This is a genomic window from Bacillus sp. FSL R5-0286, assembly GCF_038593245.1.
In the GTDB taxonomy this organism is placed as follows: domain Bacteria; phylum Bacillota; class Bacilli; order Bacillales; family Bacillaceae; genus Bacillus; species Bacillus altitudinis.
Window position 1 is genome coordinate 1,634,961 of sequence record NZ_CP151977.1, and the last position, 22,396, is coordinate 1,657,356.

Genomic DNA, 22,396 nt, shown 5'->3' on the forward strand with positions numbered 1-22,396 from the left:
GCAAAAACCCTTCTACATACAGCTTTCACATTGATATGTGAAAATCATTTTGTTCATAATAAGAAATAACCTAAAAACTTTACGACAAGAGAGGAGTTTATCTCAGAATGGGACAAGAGAAACAAGTCTTCACCATAGACTGGGCTGGACGTCAACTGACAGTTGAAACTGGCCAGCTTGCAAAGCAAGCAAACGGAGCGGTTCTCGTACGCTACGGAGATACGGCTGTGCTTAGCTCAGCAACAGCTTCTAAAGAACCAAAACCACTTGATTTTTTCCCGCTCACTGTAAACTACGAAGAAAGATTATATGCAGTTGGTAAAATTCCTGGTGGTTTCATTAAAAGAGAAGGCCGCCCAAGTGAAAAAGCAATCCTTGCGAGCCGCTTAATTGACAGACCGATCCGTCCACTATTTGCAGACGGATTTAGAAATGAAGTACAAGTCATTAGTATTGTCATGAGTGTGGATCAAGATTGTTCATCTGAAATGGCTGCAATGTTTGGCTCATCTTTAGCTTTATGTGTGTCTGACATTCCATTTGAGGGACCAATCGCTGGCGTGACAGTAGGACGAGTAGATGGAAAACTCATCATCAACCCAAATGTTGAGCAGCTTGAACAAAGCGATATCAACCTTGTTGTAGCTGGAACAAAAGATGCAATCAACATGGTAGAGGCTGGTGCTGATGAAGTACCAGAAGAAACAATGCTTGAAGCCATCATGTACGGCCATCAAGAGATCAAACGCTTAATCGAATTCCAAGAAGAAATTGTGAAAGCTGTCGGTAAAGAAAAAATCGATATTCCTTTATATGAAGTCGATCAAACATTAGCAGAGGAAGTAAAACAACTTGCTGAAGCGGATTTACTGAAAGCGATTCAAGTACATGAGAAGCATGCTCGTGAAGATGCCATCAGTGCTGTGAAAAAAGCTGTTGTTCAAAAATTTGAAGAAGAAGAGCGTGACGAAGCAACGATTAAACAAGCGAAGGATGTCTTAAATAAGCTTGTGAAAAACGAAGTTCGCCGCCTTATTACTGAAGAGAAAGTACGTCCAGATGGACGCGGCGTCGATCAAATCCGTCCACTTTCTTCAGAAGTAGGACTTCTTCCAAGAACGCACGGTTCAGGATTGTTTACAAGAGGCCAAACACAGGCACTCAGTATTTGTACATTAGGTGCACTTGGTGATGTACAGATTCTTGATGGTCTTGGTGTTGAAGAGTCTAAGCGATTCATGCACCATTATAACTTCCCGCAATTCAGTGTTGGTGAGACCGGCCCAATGCGTGGTCCAGGCCGTCGTGAGATTGGACATGGTGCGCTAGGCGAACGAGCATTAGAGCCAGTCATTCCATCTGAAAAAGATTTCCCTTATACGGTTCGTCTTGTGTCTGAGGTGTTAGAATCAAACGGTTCTACTTCACAAGCAAGTATTTGTGCGAGCACACTTGCGATGATGGATGCAGGTGTTCCAATTAAAGCACCAGTTGCAGGGATTGCAATGGGACTTGTTAAATCTGGTGAATACTACACAGTGCTGACAGACATTCAAGGAATGGAAGATGCACTTGGAGATATGGACTTTAAAGTAGCAGGTACATCTAAAGGTGTAACAGCGCTTCAAATGGACATCAAAATCGATGGTCTATCAAAAGACATTTTAGAAGAAGCACTTCAACAAGCGAAAAAAGGAAGAATGGAAATTTTAGATAGCATGCTGTCAACGATTCCAGCTTCTAGAGGAGAATTGTCACGTTATGCACCAAAAATCTTAACGATGACAATCAATCCAGATAAAATTCGCGATGTCATTGGACCAAGCGGTAAACAAATCAATAAAATCATTGAAGATACCGGTGTGAAAATTGATATTGAACAAGACGGTACAATCTTTATCTCTTCTACTGAAGAAGACATGAACCAAAAAGCGAAGAAAATCATTGAAGATCTTGTCAGAGAAGTTGAAGTTGGCCAACTTTACCTAGGTAAAGTGAAACGAATTGAAAAATTCGGTGCCTTCCTTGAAATCTTCAGCGGCAAAGATGGACTTGTTCATATTTCTGAGCTTGCACTTGAACGTGTTGGCAAAGTAGAAGATGTCGTGAAGATTGGTGACGAGCTACTCGTCAAAGTCACTGAGATCGATAAACAAGGCCGTGTGAACCTTTCTCGTAAAGCTGTTTTACGTGAAGAAAAGGAAAAAGAAGAAAAGCAGTCTTAATGAGAACAAATAAAATGTGTTAGAAGCCAGGTATCCGTGCCAGGCTTCTTTCTTTTCTTGCGCGTAACAATAGTTCTAGCTTGTTTCTCCCTATCATAATTTGTGGTAAAGGGGAGGGACAACCATTGAAAAAAACGATACCATTCTTTGTGTTTGTATTTTTACTGCTCGTGTCATATCAAACGATGAAGCAGCCGGCTGCTGTTACATATATGAATTCAATGAAAGAGCACGCCGAGGTAGCATCTGTTTCAAAAGATATTCTGTATCAAGAGATCGAATCGAAGTCTTCTGACTATGAAGAGAAGCCGCAAAATGCTAAGATTGATAAAGTGTGGAAAAAGATGCCTGGTTTAAACGGACAGACAGTCGATATCGATGCTTCTTACGAAAAAATGAAAAAACAGGGCTCTTTCGATGAAAAGCTGCTTGTTTTTAAAGAAACAAAACCATCTGTCCATTTACATGAACTTGGTGCTGAACCTATCTATAAGGGACATCCGGACAAAAAGATGAATGCATTCCTGATCAATGTAGCTTGGGGCGACGAGCATTTAACAAAGATGTTGAATACACTAGAAAAGCATCAAGTGAAGGCAACCTTTTTCTTAGAAGGCAAATGGGTGAAAAACAGTCCAGACCTTGCTAAAAAAATCGTGGCAGATGGTCATGAAATTGGAAATCATTCATACAATCACCCGGATATGCGCACACTGACAAGAGAACGAGCATTAGAGCAGATGATTAAAACAAATCGCCAAATTGAAGAATCCCTTGGGAAAAAACCGATATGGTTTGCGCCTCCAAGTGGCAGCTTTAAAGAAGAAACAGTAAAGCTTGCGAAACAAGAAGGAATGGAAACCATTATGTGGACAGTAGACACGATCGACTGGCAAAAACCATCACCAGCTGTATTACAAAAACGAGTGCTTGGGAAAATTCACAATGGGGCGATGATATTAATGCATCCAACAGACGCAACAGCGAGAAGTCTTGACGCACTTATCATTCAAATCAAAGAAAGAGGATATGAATTAGGAACGGTTTCTGACCTCCTAAGTGAAAAAAGACATCCGTGATGCGATCTGTTTGTTGAATAGGAGGAGCAAAACTTGGTCAAAACGTATACATGCCAAAACGGAGTAAGAATTGTACTTGAAAACAATCCCACTGTAAGGTCTGTCGCAATTGGCGTCTGGATTGGAACAGGTTCTAGACATGAGACACCAGAAGTAAATGGGATCTCACACTTTTTAGAGCATATGTTCTTTAAAGGAACAAAGACGAGATCTGCACGTGATATCGCAGAATCCTTTGACCGCATTGGTGGTCAAGTGAATGCCTTTACGTCAAAAGAATATACTTGCTATTATGCAAAGGTACTTGATTCACATGCTGGCTATGCCCTCGATGTATTGAGTGACATGTTTTTCAACTCTGCTTTTGACGAAGAAGAGCTGAAGAAAGAAAAAAATGTGGTCTATGAAGAAATTAAAATGTATGAAGATACTCCTGATGACATCGTTCATGATTTGTTAAGCAAAGCTATTTACGGTGATCATTCATTAGGTTATCCGATTTTAGGGACAGAGGAAACACTCTCTACTTTTAACGGTGATTCCCTTAGAAAATATATGGACGAATTCTATACGCCGGATCGCGTCGTCATCTCTGTAGCAGGGAACGTCGATGACACCTTCATTCGTGAGGTCGAAACATTATTTGGTTCGTATGAAGGAAAGGGGAAAAAGCAGCCTGTCGAAGCCCCGCAATTCCACTATGACAAACTGACACGCAAAAAGGAAACAGAGCAGGCGCACCTTTGCATGGGCTTTAACGGACTTCCTGCTGGAGATCAGGGCATCTATGACTTAATCGTCTTAAATAATGTTCTAGGCGGTAGCATGAGCAGCCGATTGTTCCAAGACGTAAGAGAAGATAAAGGACTTGCGTATTCTGTATTCAGCTATCATAGTTCATTTGCAGATAACGGAATGCTGACGATCTATGGTGGAACTGGAGCGAAACAGCTGAATCTGCTATCTGAAACCATCTTACAAACATTAGACGTCTTAAAACGTGAGGGAATTACGCAGAAAGAACTTGAAAACTCTAAGGAGCAAATGAAAGGAAACCTCATGCTTAGTCTTGAAAGCACAAACAGCAAGATGAGCCGAAATGGTAAAAATGAATTACTCCTTGGCAAACATCGTACGCTTGATGAAATTATTGATGAAATCAATCGCGTCTCATTAGACGGCGTGAACAATTTATCGAAAAGAATCTTTACAGAAGATTATGCCCTCTCGCTTATTAGTCCAACGGGTGATGTACCTTCTGCTTAATCAAAAAAAGGCATGTCTTTTAAAAGAGATGCCTTTTTTTCATGTCTAAAGATTAATCAGCTAACTTGTTTTGCAGCTGATGAACAATTTTATTGATTGTCGAAAAGTGCTCGGTCAATAGTTCCTCATCTGCAAATTGAATATCAAAAACCTCTTCTAATTCCAAAATGAGTGAAACTGCTTTAATTGAATCGAGACCGTGATTTGTTAACTCTTCATCTGCACCAATAGAAATCTTGCTATCATCGTCCAAAGAACGCAGGACCAAATCCTTTACTTGACTTGATAGTGAAAGGGCATCCGTCGTTTCATTCATCTGCAACGCTCCTCTTTACAAATTTTCTATTCTTTACATAAATTAACTATATTAGAATGGAAAAACATTGTAAAGCAGTTTCGTTATAAATAGGAATTGTTGATCATTCTCTTCAAATGAAAAATTTGGTAGAGTGAGAAGAAAAGAGACTGGGAAGGATGGATCAATCCATGAATAAAACAGACCTTATGCAGCACATTCCCTTATTAAAAAAAGCGATCTCCATAGACCAGATTGATAAAGGCTATTCTCGAGATGAAAAATGGGTCGTGACGATGTCATCAGGTGAAAAGTATGTCCTTCGATTCACAGATCAAGACCAATATGACAAAATAAAGACGCAATTTGAGCTCCTTTCCCAATTAAGACGTCACGGTGTTCAGTGTGCTGATCCAGTGAAAATGGGTGTTCTAGATGAAACACAGCAAGTGTACTATATTTTATCGTTTGTAGAAGGTCAAGAAGCAAAAGAAATCATGAGTCAGTTAACAGAAGAACAGCAGTATGCGATCGGGGTAAGTGCAGGACGGGATTTACGAAACATGCATACATATCCAGCGCCATCACATATCGAACCTTGGGAAGAGCGTGTTGTGAAAAAGCATCATCGATATTTAACTGCTTATCGGGAAAGCGGTATCTCCATAGAAGGGGATGAAAAAGTTGCGCAGTTTATCGCACAGCACATCGATAAGGTGAAGGGAAGGCCTAACCAATTTCAGCACGATGACTTTCATTTAGGGAATATTATTATAAAGAATGATAAATATGCAGGCGTTATTGATTTTAATAATTTTGATTGGGGAGACCCCATTCATGATTTTTATAAAGTAGCTCTTTTCAGTAGAGAAACAAGTGAAGCCTTTGCGGCTGGTCAAATAAAGGGGTATTTTGATGGTGAAATACCAGCTGATTTTTGGCAGCTTTACTCTGTATATGTCGCAATGAGCATCTTTTCATCGATTATGTGGGTCATTAAATTTGATCCAGGTCAAATGGATGAGATGATCGAAAGACTAGAAAATGTATTAAAAGATCATGATTATTTTCGTCAAATAGAACCTCATTGGTATACGCATATCACTAGATAACAGTGAAATATAGGACGATTAGGCGGTGATGGAAGTCACTGCCTTTTCTGTTATAATGATACAAATTACACATTGTCATGAGTAGAAACATTTTATATAATCCAAACAAGGATCGAAAAAGTTGTAAAAAAATTCCGTTTTTTGTTGAAAAAGAGCAAAAGGCTGGTGATGGATTGAAACAAATCGACAAAGATTCAAAGCAGTTATGGCGTGTATATTTATGGACACTCTCATTTTTAAAGCCTTATACAGGTAAAGTGATTCTAGTCATTATGAGTGGATTCGTTATTACCTTGAGCGAACTCATTATACCTAAATTTATTCAATATTTTATTGAAACGATTTTGCCAGCAAAAGACTTTTCTAAAATGAATGGATTATTGTTAGGTCTGACTGGCTTGATAGCACTTGGTATTATACTGACAGCTGCACGAAATTTATGGCAAAGAAAATTAATCGAACAAGCCTCAAGAGATTCACAATTTGCTGCCTTCCAGCAAATCCGTCAACTCGGTTTCTCATACTACGAACAACACTCTGTTAGTGAAACACTCTCCTTTGTTAACACACAAACACGAGCTGTACAAGAAATTTACAGACGCTACTTCCCACAATTTATTAATCAGACACTATTTATCGCCATCTCACTATACTTTATGATACAAATTTCTATCTTACTCACTCTCATCATCATTCCAAGTTTTATTCTCTACTATATCTTTGGACCTTGGCTTGAAAAAAAGGCAACGATCTACGGAAGACAAAGTGCAGAAGGTTTTCGCACGTTGCAAACAAAATTATACGAAAGTCTTGCTTCAATGGAAGAGCTTAGAATTTTAGGTTATATGAATTGGGACATGGAGCGGATTCAAAAGCTGCATGAACAGGTCCGCCAAGATCATGAAAAAAATGTTTTTTTCGCTTACTTACGAGGAAGCAACCGCAGGCTCACTTATTATATTGGTGCTCTAGCTACATTTGCTCTCGGCATCTACCTTGTAAATAATGGCCAGCTAACGACAGGCGGTTTTGTGGCATATATACTATATTATTTTTCAGCAATGCATATGCTTACTTCTATTGTCACACTTCTAACAGAACAACGAATCTTAACCTTTCAAATTGAACCTTTATATCATTTTATGAAAAAAACACCCGATATTAGAGAGCCTCGTCACCCAATACTACTTGATCAAGTCGAAGGCGATATCGTGTTTCATGACGTTGATTTTCATTATCCCAATCATCCTCCTTTATTAAAAGGGATGAATCTACATATTCGGCGTGGTGAAAAAGTGGCGCTTGTCGGTACGAGCGGTGGAGGGAAAACATCGCTACTTAAATTAATTGGACGCTTTTATGACCCCTCATCTGGGATGATTACACTTGATGGAGTTGATTTGCGCTGTTTATCTACTAGTCAAATAAGAGGTGCGATGGGGTTTGTTTTTCAAGAAACGTTTTTATTTAATATGAGTGTAAAGGACAATATTCGTTTTGGAGATACAAGTCTTTCAGATCAACAGATCATTGAAGCCGCTAAAAAAGCTGATTGCGACTCATTTATAAGAGAACTAGAAAACGGATACGACACCATACTTGGGGAAAGAGGATTAAAACTATCTGGTGGTCAAAAGCAAAAGATCGCCATTGCCCGGCTATTTGCTAAAAATCCAAGTGTTGTATTACTCGATGAAGCAACAGCATCTCTTGACAGTGTCAGCGAGCAAAAAGTCCAGCAGGCATTACATCAAACATTTAAGGAATCGACTGTTATTGCAGTCGCACATCGTTTATCTACTGTAAGACATTTTGACAGAATTATTTTGATAGAAGACGGTCGTATGTTAGAAACTGGACATTTTAATGAATTGATGAGAAAAAAGGGACATTTTTATCAATTGGCGTCTGACCGCTCAGAAAAGGAGGCAGGTGTAACATGAGGAAAAATTGGCTGTTTCTTTTGATCACAAAGCAAAAATGGATGCTCATCCTCGCTCTTTTACTCGTTTTGATTGAAGCAGCAGCTAATTTAGCCATGATTGGGCTGCAAAAGTGGCTCATTGACGATGTCCTTTTGAATAGCGGCAATCAACATTTCCCCCATATCTTGATGCTGTTTGCCATCATTTTTCTTGTCTATGTTGTCATGTTTGTCGCCAGCCCATATGTGATGCACAAAAACTACCTTACCATCCACCATTCATTACAGAAAATGATGTTAGATCAGCTTCAGCAAGTATCGATGAGATCATATAAAATTCATCCAGTTAGTTATTATCTACACAAGCTTAACCAAGATGTAAAGACAGTCGCTGTCACAGCTGCTTTACATATACCAAAGATTGTACAAACCATTTTTATGGCCGTTGTTTTATCGATCATTTTACTATCAGTGAGTCCTGTATTATTTTTCTTGCTTCTTTTTGCAAGTATGTGTTATTTCATTGTCGGTAAAAAAATGGCGAAAACGGCAACAAACATCGCAAAAGAAGTGCAAGAGAGAAAGTCAGATCTATTCGTGCATGTCGAAGAAGGAATTTCTTCTACAAGAGAAGTGGTTGCATTTGATCGACGTAAATGGGAAATCGGTTTGTATGAAAAGCTATTTAACAACATGATGGATCGTGTCATAAAAGAAGGTAAGTTTCAAAATAAGCTTCTATTTTTAACAGAACCATTGAAATGGTTTGGAATACTATCTGTGCTTGTGTTTGGCACATATCAAGTAGCAGCAGGAAACATGTCAATCGGCTTGTTTGTCGTCATTTACCAATATGCTTCTCAATTAATGAAAAGTTATCAGGAGTTATTCCAGTATGTATTTGAATTTTTCCAGCAGCGTGCATCTGTTCATCGAATTGCAGAAGTACTGCAAATAGAAAACGAAGAAAAAGGAACGAAGCGAATACATTCTGTGGAAGAGGTGGTGTTTGAAGATGTTTGTTTTTCTTATGAACAAACATCTAAAGGGGCTTTAAACGACTTGAATCTTCATATTCAAAAAGGAAAAAAAGTGGCCATTGTTGGAGCGAGCGGCAGCGGGAAATCGACTATCTCAAAGCTGGCACTGGGACTTTATCAACCGGATAGCGGAAACATTTTAGTAAATGGCGTTGAACGATCAGAGATAGAGCCATCTCATTTCTTAAAAAAGGTAGCCGTTGTCCCGCAAGAACCCTATTTCTTCCCAGACACCATACGCCTCAATCTCATCATGGGATTAACTGATATTACTGAAGAACAACTTGAACAGGTTTGTGAGATTGCACAAATTCTTCCCTTCATTAAAGGACTTGAAAAAGGATTTGATACAGTCATTGGAGAGAGGGGAATCTCCTTGTCAGGGGGACAACGACAGCGTTTAGCTATCGCTAGAGCGCTTTTAAAACAGGCTGATTTCTTGATATTGGATGAGGCGACATCGGCCCTTGACCGGCAGACAGAAAGGCAGGTTCAAAAAGGGATAGACGATACAAAAGGAGGAAGCACACTGCTTGTGATTGCACACAGATTATCGACCATACAAAATGCAGATATGATCTATGTACTTGCAGACGGTGCCGTTCAAAGCTGCGGTACTCATGAGGAGCTGATGGAAGCCTCCTCGCATTACCGCTCTTTATTTATGGCGCAGGTCATCACAGCGTCTTAGTCAGTTTGGTTTTGACCAAAGTAAAAAGTCGATCTAAGGTGCGGAAGTGGTCAGGGTGTAATTCTTCGTCTTCAAACGCAATGTGAAAGGTGTCCTCTAATGAAATAACAAAAGAGACAATTTGGACAGAATTTAATCCTAAAGCTTTTAAACTATCATCAAGGCCTGGCTGCTCAGTGAGCGACAACTTATTCATCACAAGTTGGACAATTTTTTCTTCAACTTCTGTTCGTGTCAGTTCATTCATGTCGTGGCTCCTTTCTAAAAGATTAATATGTGTTATATTTTGGTGGATTAAGGAGAAAATTGCAATTGTTTTTATCAATCTATCATAAGGGGTGGCATTCATTGTCATATGTAAGCTATCAAAAAAATAATGTTCGTGTGGTATTAGGGGCAGATGAATCAGTTCAGAATTTAGTCATCAGTAAAGTACATCCCTATGTTGAGTGCAGCAAAATAACAGACAGACTTGAAGGAGACGTTTGGACGATTTTAACCAGCAAATATGCACAAGACATTCAAACAGAAGTGCCACTTGAAGAAGTCTTTTATCAAACCAAGATGGAACCTCGCTGCCGCTACCTGTATCACGGAGAGAAGAAAATCGTTGTAATAGATGAACCAAAAGATGTCAGATGGACAGCCCAACACGCACTGCGTTTAATAAGAGTATTGCTTCGCCTTTTGTGTTATCAGGATGGACTTGTTTATTTGCATGGCGGCATGATGGAGATGAATCAAAAAGGGATTGCACTAGTAGGCGGATCAAGAGCGGGCAAAACATCTACCATTTTATCCTTGTTATCCTTAACCGATGCAACGTACATCACAAACGATGATATAGGGATTTCATATACGAACAACGAGTATAAAGGAACTGGTTGGCCGAGATCTATGAGTATTCGGAAAGATTCTTTTGAAGCCATTGAAAAGCTTGGTTCACCATATAGGCTTCAAACATCGAGTCACCCATTTAATGAAGATGATAAGAACTACCATTTCGTCTATCCGGAGGAATTAGAAAAATGGTTTTCACGTGAAGTCAAAACAATGGGGAAAATCGATGTCATGGTGTTTCCTGAGTTTTTACCTCATGGGCAAACGGGCGCCACACTTTCGAAAATCAGTCCACATGAAGCAGCGGAACGTCTAAAGGAGCACACAGTCATCAATCCTGGAAGACATAATGAATTCCTCTTACCATATTTCACATTACCGACACCCGAAGCGCTAGAACCATTTCTTGAACATCTAGCGGAAAAGATCCCTTGTTATTCATTAAAACAGGCATTTACTTCTTTAGAGAAAGGAATCTTTCTCATTCAAGAGCTTCTTGAACAATCCGATATGGTCGTGTAAGACGTTTTGGAGGTGAGTCATGGTTGAGCAGGAGTATAAATATTTGTTGTCACAAACAGATTTTCAACACATCTACAACATGTTAAGTCAAAATCATAAACCCGCGTATCTACTTAACTTCAATTACTATTACGACACCTCAGATTTTTTATTAAAACGATATGGCTATACCGTACGGATCCGTCAAACCAGCGGCAAACGAACACTTGAGATCAAATGTCCCAGTCAAACGTCTGGTTATAAAAGAGTAAGAGAAGAAAAGTCATTTCCTATTGAGGATCTACCGCAAAAACTAGATGTACAGAACATCGTAACGTCTTTACCTTTTACAATGACTGAACAGCCAGAGTTGTTAGGACTATTGGTTACTGAACGAACTACCTTTTATATCGAGACAGGCATCAAAGTGGATTTGGATCAAAGCAGCTATCTTGGCATCACAGATCATGAATTAGAAATTGAATATGACAGTGAAAAAGCATATGAGGCAGCTCAATGGTTTCATAGACTAACGGATGATTTGGACATACCAGTCAATCGAAAAGGGAAACGCTCTCGATTTATCACTAGATTTAAATCACTATACGGGAAGGAGTAATCCACATGCGGGCTGTTTTGGATCAATCCACTCTCTCAAATGAAGAGAGGCTACTATTACTTGGCTCACGTATTCAATTAAATGAAAAAGAAGAAGAGTTGATGAGAGATGTATTAAAAGACGGCATCGATGTACCTCAATTGATTGGACTTGCATCAAGACATAAGGTACTTCAACTGATGACGCCTCATTTGATTCGCCTTGATGATGAAAAAAAAATCACGACAACCTACAAATTTTTACTTCATTATCATTATATCGGGAATCGCCAAAAAAATATGGAGAGATTCAAGGAATTAAAGCGTCTTTTACAAACATTTCGAAAAGCAAAGCTGAAAGCAGTCCCTCTCAAAGGAGCCATTTTAACGCCTCTTGTTTACAAAGATTATGGACTCCGAATGATGTCAGACATTGATTTCTTAATTCATCCAGATGATCGAAAAAGAGCTTCTTCATTGCTCAAGGAGGAAGGGTTTATCATCGGGAAATATGACTGGGCAACCGATCAAGAAATACCGATTTCCCGAGAAGAAGAAATGATGTGGAGAATGAATGCTGGGAATCTTTATTCGCATATTAAACGGAGCGGAGAAGACTTTTTAAAGGTTCACCGTGTTGATTTTTCATACGATGTTGAGCTGAAAAAAAACTACGACGCGACAAATGCCTTGCTAGATGCTGCTAATGAAAAGTCATTTTTGCAAACGGATACTTATATGCTTGAACCTTTAGATTTTCTCATTCATCTTGCTTTCCATTTATACAAGGAAGCAACAAATGTGCAGTATGTCTATTTACATGCAGATCTCAATTTGATTAAGTTTTGCGATGTAAGGGAGTACGTCAAGTTTGCTGAAGAGCAAAACCAACTTGATTGGCATGCTTTGCAAGCAAGAGCGAAGGAATTAGGGGCCGAGAAAGCACTTTTTTACACGTTTACGTTTGTAGATTTATTGTATCAAACGAACTATATCGATCAATTGCAGCAGTTAGACATGAGTGACCAATCGTTCTTAGAAACCTATGGAGAAAATGATTTTGGTTCTTCGAAAATGTGGAAAAAATCTTTTGTTGAGCGTTTTTTCAGCTTGGATAATCGTGATGAGCTTGAAGAGGAGCCTGTCGTACAGCTGTTCCCTGAAAGGCAGTAGCAAAATGAAGAGGAGGATTCTATATGGAGATAAAAGCGCTTTTTGAAAAGCCAAAGAACGATTTTCCTTATGAAAAATCATTTGTGTTTGCAGGTATTCATTTTCACATTTTATCAACCGAATCGCTGGCAATTGAAGATATCGAACATTATATCCCGAAAGAACCAGACAGCCATGTGGGGGATATGCCTTCACAGATTGATATACGGTTCATCATTGATCCTGAGCTTGAACAGTCCGTTCGCAATGCGTGCTTTCAAAAGGGTGAAACGATTACAGCAAAAAGGAAGTTTACTTACAAACGATTGAAATTAGACGATCAAGTATTGTTTGCCTCGCATGAAGGTGACGAGCCGCACAGTGTGGCGGTCTTTAAAGGGCGTTATGCTGTGATTGGAAAAAACAATAATGAATCTGCGATACGCTGTCCACTGCGAATCGTTCGAGAAATTGCCCTTAGAACATTAGAAAACCAAGGTGGATGCTTTACGCATGCAGCGGCTGTCTCTTTTGAAGATGGCCAAAAAGGAGCGCTCATTATTGGCGATAAAGGTGCCGGGAAGTCAACCACTATGTGGCAGTTTTTGCATCATGGAGGAGCAGATTTTATCACAAACGATCGTTCCATTTCAGTGCTTGAAGATCAGGAGCTTACTGTGTATGGATGGCCGATGTGCTTGGCGCTTGGAGTAGGAACCGTCCAAGCCACAACAAATATACAGGAACTGAAAAACAAAAAATTCAGCCGGTCTCAAGATCATAGAATATGGGATGAAACCATATCAACAGAAGAAGAGGCAAAAGAAAAATGGGCGAGCGGCTGTAAGTTTGAAATTACACCAAAAGAAGCTGCTGACATGACAGGAACAACGATTCGGAGCTCTACGAAAGTAAATATGGTGATTTTCCCTTCACTCAAAATAGGATCAGGTGAGATCAGGCTTGTACCAGTAAAAAAAGATGATCAGAGAGCAAAAGATATCATGGTCGCCAATATAAGAGAACCAGAAGATCCTGACTATTTAAAAGGCTGGCTCGGCCTTCGGCATGTGTCAGATACCTTTCTGGAACAAAAGGCATCTGAGCTGATCCATCATTTATTCAATATGCCATGTTTTTATTTAGAGGGTGATCCACGGTATCTGCAGGACGCGATTCCAGATTTATTAAACAAAAAAGTGAGTTCCATTTAAAGAGACGATTGTCTAAACATTCGTTTGAGCCGGTCTTCACGCTTTTTCATCAGTTCGTGATCTGCTGGCAGCATGATTTGAAAGAGCATGTCGGCAATCGGCCGAGCGAGCCTTTCGTCAGAGTTTAAGAGAATGCAAACACCTAATTTACGCTTTGGAATGAAGCCAATATAGGAGGTGAAGCCTTTAATTTCTCCGCTATGTTCAGCTAAGGTGAATCCGTTAAAAGGTCTCAAAAACCATGAAAGACCAACACCTCTAGTGAAATCTTCTTCAACCATAACGGGGCTTTGCATTTCTTTTAGCGAATGCTGATGAAGCAGACGGTTTCCGTCGTATTGAGCTTGAATGAATCGAATCAAATCGTCTGCTGTAGAGAATAGTCCGCTTGAACCGTCCTCCCAAGATGGTGTTTCAGCACTTGGATAAGATATGCCGGAAAGACCAGAGGAAGAAAGGGTATACCCTTTGGCTGTGGATGCTGTTTCAATAAATCCAGTTTGCTGCAAATCGAGCGGTTCTAGTATGTGGGTATGCACTAATTCTCTAAATGGCTGTTGACTCACTTTTTCTAGTACTTTACTTAAGATTGAATAGCCAAGACTGGAATAATTGATGATAGACCAAGGCGGTGTAAAAATAGTCAGTATTTCCATGCACTGAGCTAATGTCATATCTCCCAGATGAGTTGCTTTATCGAGTGTTTTGGGCAGGCCTGAGATATGAGAGGCAATCATTCGGAAAGTGAGTGGAATTGGTTCAGATATGTGACTTTTTATGAAAGATAGTAAAGGTTCGTAAGTATGAATAGGCTCATCGAGTTGAATCAATCCTTCCTCTCGTATTTTCATCATGACCATTGCAGTAAAAGGCTTAGTCACAGAACCAATTCGAAAGGTTGTTTCTTTTGTAACAGGGGTGCCGCTTTCAATATCAGCTAGGCCCTCATGCCACGACCAAATGTGCTTATCTTCATGACAAATACAAATAGAGCAGCCAGGGATTTGATGTTGATTCAATAACTTCTTCATGTCAGTGGTTGTATCTTGCAATCGTTGTAGGATCGATTCATTGATCAAAATAGACACCTCTTTCATACAGAATATATATATATTACCAAATGTTTCATGTTGTTTTAAGGTAAAGGATCAATATTTTTATATTTTAAAAGAGAGCGGGCGATTGATAATGAAAACAATTCAAAAAACCATTCTTGATATTTTAAAAGGCGATGGCCAGGATATCGAACAAATTCCATATGAGCTTGTAGAACGTAAAGGAGTAGGGCATCCAGATACGATGTGTGACGCCATCGCAGAAAGAGCTTCTCAATATTATTCTCAATATTGCATGGAGCATTTCGGCAGAGTAGCACACCACTGGTTTGACAAAGTGATGCTTCTTGGCGGAGATGCTGATGTATCGTACGGAAAAGGAACAATGGTCAAACCTTATCAAGTTGTGTTTGCTGGAAAAGGGGCATATGCATACGGTGATGAGCCGATTCCTCTTAAAAAGATTCTTTTCGATGCAGCCAAAGATGTGTTATCAGAGGTGACGACCGGATTTGATGCTGACGAACATCTCGTCATTGACTGCCGGATTGTTGATCATCAAGGGGCAGGCCGTAAAAATTCAAGATATCGTCCGATGGTTGAAACAGACATGATCGAAATCGGGGATCCAAAGCTTGTTTCAAATGACTGTAATTTACTGCATGCTCATGCCCCGTTAAGCCGTCTTGAGAAACTCGTTCTCTATACAGAGCGTTATGTGAATGGACCAGAATTTAAAAAGGTGAACCCTGATACCGGCTGGGATGTGAAAATATTTGGAAGCAGACGTCATGAAGATTTCAAACTCATAGTAAACATGCCTTTTCTAGCAAAAGATATTCATAGTCTTGAGGAATATTTTTCCCGTAAAAAAGAGTGTCAGGATCAAATTGCTCGCTATATTCATGAAACGTTAGGACTTACGCCTGATCTTATGCTGAACGCAACAGATCGCAATGGTCGCCCGTACTTAACAGCACTTGGTTCTGTAGCAGATACAGGCGATGTAGGTGTTGTTGGAAGAGGAAATCGATTAAATGGATTGATCACCCCAATGCGGTCTATGAGTATTGAAGCGCCGGCTGGTAAAAACCCGCTTGATCATACAGGGAAATTGTATGGAGTGCTCGCACAACGATTGGCAGATCAAATTTTTGAGACCATTCAAAAGCCAACAGAAGTGCATATCTTTACTTCAAAAGAAGCACCGCTCCACAACCCTGATGAAATTGCCGTCCGTATTGAACAGTGGGATGGAAATGAAGTGGATAGAAAGAGAATTGAAGACATTGTCATGAATGCGGTTCATTCGATGGGCGATGTGACAAAAGATTTAATTTTTAAAGGCGTGACAATGTGGTAAGGATGAAAGAAAAAGTCATTGATGCCGTTCATGCATGTATTCATACAAAAGAACCCATGGCAGTGACCATTCATCCATATGAAATTGAAAAACACCAACAATTGAATCAACATCATCTTCTATTGATGCTAAAGCCTGAATTAACCAGTATCCACAAAGGTGTACAGCTTGATCGAATACTAGATGAACTTTTCCTACGCTTAGATAATCATGATGTAGAAATAGGAGCAGTGCGTGTTATATCATCCTTATATTTGAAGGAAAAGAAAATAATAGAAAAACAATATGGGATGCTGAACAAAATCTCTAAAAACGGTCTGAGTGAATTGTCAGATACGGCAAAAAAGATGCTGTTCTTTAAATATCCAGAGTTTAAACAGAAGGAACATTTCATATATGGAGGCCATCAATTTTTACAAAAGTACGAAGAGCTTACGCCATATGGTTTAGAGCTTCTTACACGGAACATGAAGGTGGACAAGCTAGGTGCGGGCACATACGCCATAAAGGCCGAGGTGGATGGAGAACAGATGCTTCTGCTCAATTCATTCCACCCTTGTCAAATTGAGTGGTTCACTGCACCTGCAAAGTCTATTATCGTCATGGAATGTTTTTCAAAGAAGCCTATGAGGATGTTAAGAGAAGATTTTATCGGTGCAACGGACCCTAAAGAGGCAAAAGCAGGTTCTTTTAAACACATGCTGCTGTCGGAGCAAAAACAGTTTGGTTTAACGAACGTGTGTACTCGATTTAATGGCATTCACCTGTCACCAGGACCTGTAGAAGCAATGGCGGGAATGATTCACTATTTTCGTACACCTGAAACAAGGCTGACTCCCGCACATACACTTTTTGGCCAGTTGTTAAAGAAAAGTGGCTTTTCGGAGGAATCACTAGATCTGTTATGTGAAGATGTGTCCATTCATTCAAGCGAAGTACCAGTATTTGAATTAACTGAAAACCTCAATTGGGATGAATCATTAGATCTGTTAACAAAAGTGAGAAACGACATTCAAAAGCATGAACGTGTTCTGTAACAGGGGGGAACCACTTGAATAATGAAGGAGCTAGCCAGCGAATATGGATTGTTGGTCCACCTGGATCTGGAAAAACGACCCTTGCCCATCACTTGAAACAGGAATTCATGTTACCTCACTATGAGCTCGATGCCCTGTTTTGGCAAGCGAACTGGAAAAAAACAGATCGGAAGTTGTTTATCGATAACGTCCATGAAGTTGTTAAACAAAAGAAATGGGTGATTGATGGTCAATATTCATCTGTTCACCATATCTTGACTGAATATGCTGATACGATCATATGGCTTGATGTGAAGAGAAGGAAGACATTCCCCCGTCTCATGAAAAGGACGTTCAAGCGGCTCATGACAAGGGAAAAACTTTGGAATGGAAATAAGGAGCGACTAGGGAATGCGCTCCAATTTTTCTCATATGCCTTTCATGTGTATCCAGAGGTGCTCCATCAAAACGAGAAGCTTTTTCATAAATTAAAAAAAGAATCACGTGTGAAATGCCTGCGCATAGACAAGCAGGAAGCAGCAGATCTGGTACTTAGGAAAATCAAAAACCTTGAGAAAAAGGGGTGAGGACATGATGAAATCTGATGATGCTGATAATGTCCTGAAATATTGGTTTTCGGAACAGCCAATCCGCTTAACACCTTTAAACGGAAGAAGCCCTAATGAAGGCTGGCTTGTAGAGGATGCTAAAAACCGCTTTGTCTTAAAAAAATGTGCGAGAAATCATGATGCAAAGTGGCTTCAATATTTAGAAGATTTAACAGATGCTTTGCTTGATCATGGTTTCCCGATTCAACCAATGATAGAGGCAGAGAACGGTCGTAAAACCATTTTATTCAAAGAACATTTTTGGCAGTTGCGGCCCTATTTTGAAGGAAGACCATATGAAATGGGAAATCGTTCAGATGAACAAGAAGCCATTCGGGTATTAAGACACCTTCATTCATTAAAGAACTTACCGAAAGGGCCTGTGAACCCAAACTGTGAATTGAAAAACTGGATAACTTCACCGGACGAAACACTGGATAAGACGGCAAGTGTATTAAAGAAAGTCGTTTCTTCTCAAAAGGCTACTTCTTTGCTTAAAGTGTATGAACAGGAGCTGATGAATGTACTCACGCTGCTAAATCCTAGTCTGTATGAGGCATTACCACATGCTGTCACACATGGTGATTTTCATTCTGGCAACCTGCTCATCCGTCATAAGAAGCTCGCCATGGTTCTTGATTTTGATACAGCAGGTTATAGACCACGAATTTATGATGCAGCCATATCTGCTTTTTTGTTAACGAGAATCAAGCGGGGAACATTTCAACTAGACATTGTGAAAACGATTCAATTTTTAAAGGCATATGCCAATGACTTATCTGAAAACGAGTGGCGTTCTATATCTGGTTTTATCAGACTTTTATATATTCCGACAGGTCGGTATTTAACACTTCTGCATACTTACACACCTCACTTATTGAACTGGTATATTGATTGGTCCTTGGAAGCACTAGAATCCGCATCAAGCCAGCTGAAAGAAGAATGGTATCTCCAAAAGGAGATGAGGATTTGAAGGTTGCTGTTGTCACTGGTGGAAATAGAGGCATTGGAAAAGAAGTGTGCAGACAGCTTGCGCAAGATGGCATGCTTGTCATTTTAACAGCGCGGCAGATTGAAAATGCTGAATTAGCTGCTTCTGATATAAATGAGCAGGTTGTGCCATACCAGCTGGATGTGACAAACGAAGAATCGGTTGAACGTCTGTCGGCATTTATGAAGGATTCGTACGGGAGAGTGGATGTGCTGATTAATAATGCGGGAGTCTTTCTTGACAACATAATGGATGACGCCTTTCCATCTTTTTTAGATCTTCCTGTATCGACACTTCAAGAAACGATGAATGTCAATGTGTATGGCGCAGCCAGAATGACCAAGGCGGTTTTCCCTTACATGAAAGAGGCTGGATATGGACGAATCGTCAATGTATCTAGCGGCATGGGAAGGCTCTCCGCCATCTCCGCTTCAAACGATGTTAGGCGTGACGGAAAAAGCGGTCCTTACTACAGGATGTCAAAAGCGGCTTTGCACGTTCTGACAAAAGTCACGGCTTTAGAGGGGGCGCCATTTTCTATTCTTGCGAATGCGGTTTGTCCTGGCTGGGTACAAACGGACATGGGGACATCAGAGGCTGTTAAAACTGTACAGGAAGGTGCATCAGGAATCGTATGGGCGGCACAGCTCCCCCGAGATGGACCAACAGGGGAGCTACTAAGAGACGGTAAAAGACTTCAGTGGTAAGAGGAGGCAGCTACATGCGAGGGATGAAAGAAAAGACAGTGATTGTGACAGGCGGGGCGCAGGGGATTGGATATGCGGTCGCAGAACGAGCAGCACAAGAAGGTGCGCAAGTCGTCATTGCTGATCACCATGTAGATTACGGATTAGCAGCAGAAAAAAGGCTCAAAGAAATTGGATATGATGTGTTGTTTATAGAAGCTGATATTGCTGATGAGGCAGCCATTGTCTCAATGGTAGAAAGAACAGTCGATCATTTTGGGAAAATTGACATGCTTGTGAATTGTGCAGCCGTTTTTATCATGCGTGGCCTTGAAGCTACTGTTGAAGAATGGCGGCGCATCATGGACTTAAATATTATGGGGCAAGCCCTATGTGTCAAACACACGTCACCTTACATGGAGAAAATAGGAAAAGGATCCATTGTAAATATTGCCTCCATTTCAGGTCATATTGCCCAGCCGAAATATTTAACATACAACGCAACAAAAGCAGCCGTCGTGAATATGACGCGATGCATGGCAATGGATTTAGCAGATGCAGGTATTCGTGTGAATGCAGTGAATCCCGGTACGGTGTGGAACAAAAATAACGAACGATTTCACTTGGAAGAACTTGGATTAACAAGAGATCAAGCAAATCAGCACCCTGATATTGGAGGGATGCACATGTTAAAACGAACAGCTGATCCAGAAGAGATCGCATCTGCTGTCATCTTTCTTCTCTCTGATGAAGCGAGTTTTATCACAGGAGAAAATCTAATGGTTGACGGCGGCTATACTGCCATGTAGAGGAGTAAACATTTTGATGAAATTTGATCTGCACACACATCATCAGCGCTGTGGTCATGCGGAGGGAAACATCAGAGAATATATCGATGAGGCTGTTAAACTAGGTCTAGAATTTATCGGAATATCGGATCACTCCCCGTTTTTTGGTGAAGAGGCTGATCATTTTAAACCATGGGTAGCGATGGCGAAGAGTGAATTTCAATCATATGTAGAGGAAGTCCAGCAATTGAAAAAGGAATATGAGGGGAAAATTCACGTGCTATTAGGTGTTGAATCTGACTATTTTCCAGAACACGAAGCCCTCTACCGAGACGTGTATCGACATTATCCATTTGATTATATCATTGGCTCGGTTCATGTCAGTAATGGATACGATCTATTCAACCGGAAACGCTGGGAACGAATCACAGAGCAACAAGCAATCATTGAAAAAGAGACGTATTACCAGTTGATTAAGATGTCTGCTGAGAGTCAAATGTTCGACGTTTTAGGGCATATTGACGCCTTAAAAGGTTTTTATCCAGAAATTGCTCATCTCAAAACAGAAGCTGTCGATGATGCGCTAAAAGTCATTGCGGAGAGTGGTTCTGTGATTGAAGTGAATACCTCTGGCAAAACAAAAGACTGCGGAGGCTGGTATCCATCAATGGATCTATTAGAGCGAGCCAAATTTTATGGTGTGGAAGTCACGTTTGGCTCAGATGCTCATCAGCCCACCCGCGTGGCAGATGATTGGCTGAAAGTGAAACAAACGCTAAAGGAATTAGGTTACCAGGAATGGTGTATTTTTCAATCTCGTCAAAAGCGAAAATTGGCTCTATAAATTCATAAAAAAGGGGTTATGAAAATGACAAAAGTTCGTGTAGCAATTGCAGGAGTAGGATCATGTGCGTCAAGTATCGTTCAATTTGTTGAGTTGGCTAAGGAAAAGAAGGATACGCTCTCTGGTGTTATGCATGACGTCATTGGAGGCTATCAGTTATCTGATGTCGAATTTGTTGCCGCTTTTGAAGTAGATCAAAATAAAGTCGGAAAAGACTTATCAGAGGCCATTTTTACTAAACCAACAGCTGCAGTGAAACATATCGATGTTCCGTTTTTCCAAGTAACCGTCGAAGCTGGTCCTTTATGTGATGGACTTGAAGGAGATTTGTCCAACTGCATTCAACCACATGAACATTCACTGAACATGAAAACACATGATGTGACGCAAAGGTTAAAAGATGTTCAGGCAGATGTACTCGTCTGCTTCTTACCAACAGGTTCGTTTGAAGCAGTTCGTGTGTACGCAGAGGCGTGTGCACACGCTCAAACAGCCTTTATTAATGCGACACCTGAACCGGTGGCAAATGATCCTGAGTTTGTCAAAATGTTTGAAGAGTCGGAGACCCCGCTCCTTGGAGACGATTTAAGAAGTCACTTAGGTGCAACCACACTGCATACAGCCTTAATTGAACTTTTAAAATCCCGCGGGATTGATATCACCAATACGTACCAACTAAATGTTGGAGGCAATACGGACTTTTTAAACCTAGCCAACCCTATGAGATCAACGAGTAAGCAAAAATCGAAGAGAAAAGCATTGTTCGCTTCAGGGATTGATGCCAGTGAAGTGGCAGCAGGTCCAAATGGTTATGTCAGCTATTTAGGGGATCATAAAGTCTGCTTCTTGCGATTAGAAGGGAATTCGGTTTTAGATTCTGACATTTCACTTGAAATTCGTTTACAAGTAGAAGATAGTCCGAATTCAGCTGGTGTCATTGCGAATGCGATGCGTGTTGCAAAAGCAGCTAAAGATATGAATCATAGCGGTGTCATACATGACGTCTGCCCATTCTTATTTAAAAGTCCACCAATTGGACAAGTCGATTCAGAATCATTACGTCTGTTCAATGAATATGTGGCAAATGCTGAGCTGAAAAAGGTGTAACC

The 22,396-nt window shown here is 40.3% G+C and carries 21 protein-coding genes; 18 read left to right on the forward strand and 3 right to left on the reverse strand.

Going from position 1 to position 22,396, the window contains the following annotated elements; translation table 11 throughout:
* The first annotated feature begins 107 nt into the window (after positions 1 to 107).
* The 3 genes from pnp to NST24_RS08295 all read left to right on the forward strand — a co-directional run bounded on the left by pnp (position 108) and on the right by NST24_RS08295 (position 4,570).
* The gene (pnp, locus tag NST24_RS08285; protein ID WP_041090492.1) at positions 108 to 2,225 is read left to right on the forward strand and encodes a polyribonucleotide nucleotidyltransferase; all 2,118 of its coding nucleotides are present in this window, start codon (positions 108 to 110) and stop codon (positions 2,223 to 2,225) included.
* 185 nt (positions 2,226 to 2,410) lie between these two features.
* Positions 2,411 to 3,304 carry a polysaccharide deacetylase family protein gene (locus NST24_RS08290; protein ID WP_234717186.1) on the forward strand — a complete coding sequence of 298 codons (894 nt, stop codon included), beginning with the start codon at positions 2,411 to 2,413 and terminating at the stop codon, positions 3,302 to 3,304.
* A 33-nt stretch (positions 3,305 to 3,337) separates the two neighbouring features.
* Positions 3,338 to 4,570 (forward strand): pitrilysin family protein, encoded by a 1,233-nt coding sequence (locus tag NST24_RS08295; protein ID WP_041090488.1) that lies wholly within the window; start codon positions 3,338 to 3,340, stop codon positions 4,568 to 4,570.
* Between the two features lie 52 nt (positions 4,571 to 4,622).
* Here NST24_RS08295 and NST24_RS08300 read toward each other — a convergent pair whose 3' ends face one another.
* Complete coding sequence (locus NST24_RS08300) at positions 4,623 to 4,886, reverse strand: acyl carrier protein (protein ID WP_052463354.1); 264 nt, start codon at positions 4,884 to 4,886, stop codon at positions 4,623 to 4,625.
* A gap of 170 nt (positions 4,887 to 5,056) precedes the next feature.
* On the opposite strand from NST24_RS08300, the gene NST24_RS08305 reads away from it, so the two are divergent.
* The 3 genes from NST24_RS08305 (at position 5,057) to NST24_RS08315 (ending at position 9,632) form a co-directional block, all read left to right on the forward strand.
* A complete protein-coding gene (locus NST24_RS08305) occupies positions 5,057 to 5,977 on the forward strand; it encodes an aminoglycoside phosphotransferase family protein (protein ID WP_342462521.1) in 921 nt (306 codons plus the stop codon).
* Positions 5,978 to 6,150: 173 nt separating this feature from the next.
* On the forward strand, positions 6,151 to 7,920 hold the full coding sequence (locus NST24_RS08310) for an ABC transporter ATP-binding protein (protein ID WP_160757700.1): 1,770 nt from the start codon (positions 6,151 to 6,153) through the stop codon (positions 7,918 to 7,920).
* Positions 7,917 to 9,632, forward strand: coding sequence for an ABC transporter ATP-binding protein (locus NST24_RS08315; RefSeq protein ID WP_342462522.1), 1,716 nt, complete (start codon positions 7,917 to 7,919; stop codon positions 9,630 to 9,632). Before NST24_RS08310 ends, NST24_RS08315 begins: the two co-directional genes overlap by 4 nt.
* Here the strand turns inward: NST24_RS08315 and NST24_RS08320 are convergent.
* Complete coding sequence (locus NST24_RS08320) at positions 9,619 to 9,879, reverse strand: phosphopantetheine-binding protein (protein ID WP_041507289.1); 261 nt, start codon at positions 9,877 to 9,879, stop codon at positions 9,619 to 9,621. The two genes, NST24_RS08315 and NST24_RS08320, sit on opposite strands and share 14 nt — an antisense overlap.
* A 101-nt stretch (positions 9,880 to 9,980) precedes the next feature.
* Between NST24_RS08320 and NST24_RS08325 the strand changes: the two genes are divergently transcribed.
* Genes NST24_RS08325 through NST24_RS08340 form a run of 4 tightly spaced genes read left to right on the forward strand, consistent with a single transcriptional unit; the run spans position 9,981 to position 13,936 of the window.
* Positions 9,981 to 10,994 (forward strand): hypothetical protein, encoded by a 1,014-nt coding sequence (locus tag NST24_RS08325; RefSeq protein WP_342462523.1) that lies wholly within the window; start codon positions 9,981 to 9,983, stop codon positions 10,992 to 10,994.
* 19 nt (positions 10,995 to 11,013) lie between these two features.
* Positions 11,014 to 11,592 carry a CYTH domain-containing protein gene (locus NST24_RS08330; protein ID WP_342462524.1) on the forward strand — a complete coding sequence of 193 codons (579 nt, stop codon included), beginning with the start codon at positions 11,014 to 11,016 and terminating at the stop codon, positions 11,590 to 11,592.
* A gap of 5 nt (positions 11,593 to 11,597) precedes the next feature.
* On the forward strand, positions 11,598 to 12,743 hold the full coding sequence (locus tag NST24_RS08335) for a nucleotidyltransferase family protein (RefSeq protein WP_148780414.1): 1,146 nt from the start codon (positions 11,598 to 11,600) through the stop codon (positions 12,741 to 12,743).
* 23 nt (positions 12,744 to 12,766) lie between these two features.
* Positions 12,767 to 13,936, forward strand: coding sequence for a hypothetical protein (locus NST24_RS08340; protein WP_251185394.1), 1,170 nt, complete (start codon positions 12,767 to 12,769; stop codon positions 13,934 to 13,936).
* Here the strand turns inward: NST24_RS08340 and NST24_RS08345 are convergent.
* On the reverse strand, positions 13,933 to 15,015 hold the full coding sequence (locus NST24_RS08345; protein ID WP_342462525.1) for a serine hydrolase domain-containing protein: 1,083 nt from the start codon (positions 15,013 to 15,015) through the stop codon (positions 13,933 to 13,935). The two genes, NST24_RS08340 and NST24_RS08345, sit on opposite strands and share 4 nt — an antisense overlap.
* Before the next feature lie 109 nt (positions 15,016 to 15,124).
* On the opposite strand from NST24_RS08345, the gene NST24_RS08350 reads away from it, so the two are divergent.
* The 8 genes from NST24_RS08350 to NST24_RS08385 are packed head-to-tail and all read left to right on the forward strand — an operon-like array spanning position 15,125 to position 22,394.
* Positions 15,125 to 16,354 carry a methionine adenosyltransferase gene (locus tag NST24_RS08350; protein ID WP_073413546.1) on the forward strand — a complete coding sequence of 410 codons (1,230 nt, stop codon included), beginning with the start codon at positions 15,125 to 15,127 and terminating at the stop codon, positions 16,352 to 16,354.
* Between the two features lie 2 nt (positions 16,355 to 16,356).
* Positions 16,357 to 17,391 carry a hypothetical protein gene (locus NST24_RS08355; protein ID WP_342462526.1) on the forward strand — a complete coding sequence of 345 codons (1,035 nt, stop codon included), beginning with the start codon at positions 16,357 to 16,359 and terminating at the stop codon, positions 17,389 to 17,391.
* A 14-nt stretch (positions 17,392 to 17,405) separates the two neighbouring features.
* The gene (locus tag NST24_RS08360) at positions 17,406 to 17,957 is read left to right on the forward strand and encodes an AAA family ATPase (RefSeq protein WP_052472184.1); all 552 of its coding nucleotides are present in this window, start codon (positions 17,406 to 17,408) and stop codon (positions 17,955 to 17,957) included.
* Between the two features lie 4 nt (positions 17,958 to 17,961).
* Complete coding sequence (locus tag NST24_RS08365; RefSeq protein WP_342462527.1) at positions 17,962 to 18,951, forward strand: phosphotransferase; 990 nt, start codon at positions 17,962 to 17,964, stop codon at positions 18,949 to 18,951.
* Entirely contained in the window at positions 18,948 to 19,676 is a 729-nt protein-coding gene (locus NST24_RS08370) for an SDR family NAD(P)-dependent oxidoreductase (RefSeq protein WP_045034282.1), read from the forward strand. Before NST24_RS08365 ends, NST24_RS08370 begins: the two co-directional genes overlap by 4 nt.
* A gap of 14 nt (positions 19,677 to 19,690) precedes the next feature.
* Entirely contained in the window at positions 19,691 to 20,464 is a 774-nt protein-coding gene (locus NST24_RS08375) for an SDR family oxidoreductase (RefSeq protein ID WP_100325000.1), read from the forward strand.
* Between the two features lie 16 nt (positions 20,465 to 20,480).
* On the forward strand, positions 20,481 to 21,287 hold the full coding sequence (locus NST24_RS08380; RefSeq protein WP_342462528.1) for a histidinol-phosphatase: 807 nt from the start codon (positions 20,481 to 20,483) through the stop codon (positions 21,285 to 21,287).
* 24 nt (positions 21,288 to 21,311) lie between these two features.
* Complete coding sequence (locus NST24_RS08385; RefSeq protein ID WP_057079536.1) at positions 21,312 to 22,394, forward strand: myo-inositol-1-phosphate synthase; 1,083 nt, start codon at positions 21,312 to 21,314, stop codon at positions 22,392 to 22,394.
* Positions 22,395 to 22,396 lie beyond the last annotated feature (2 nt).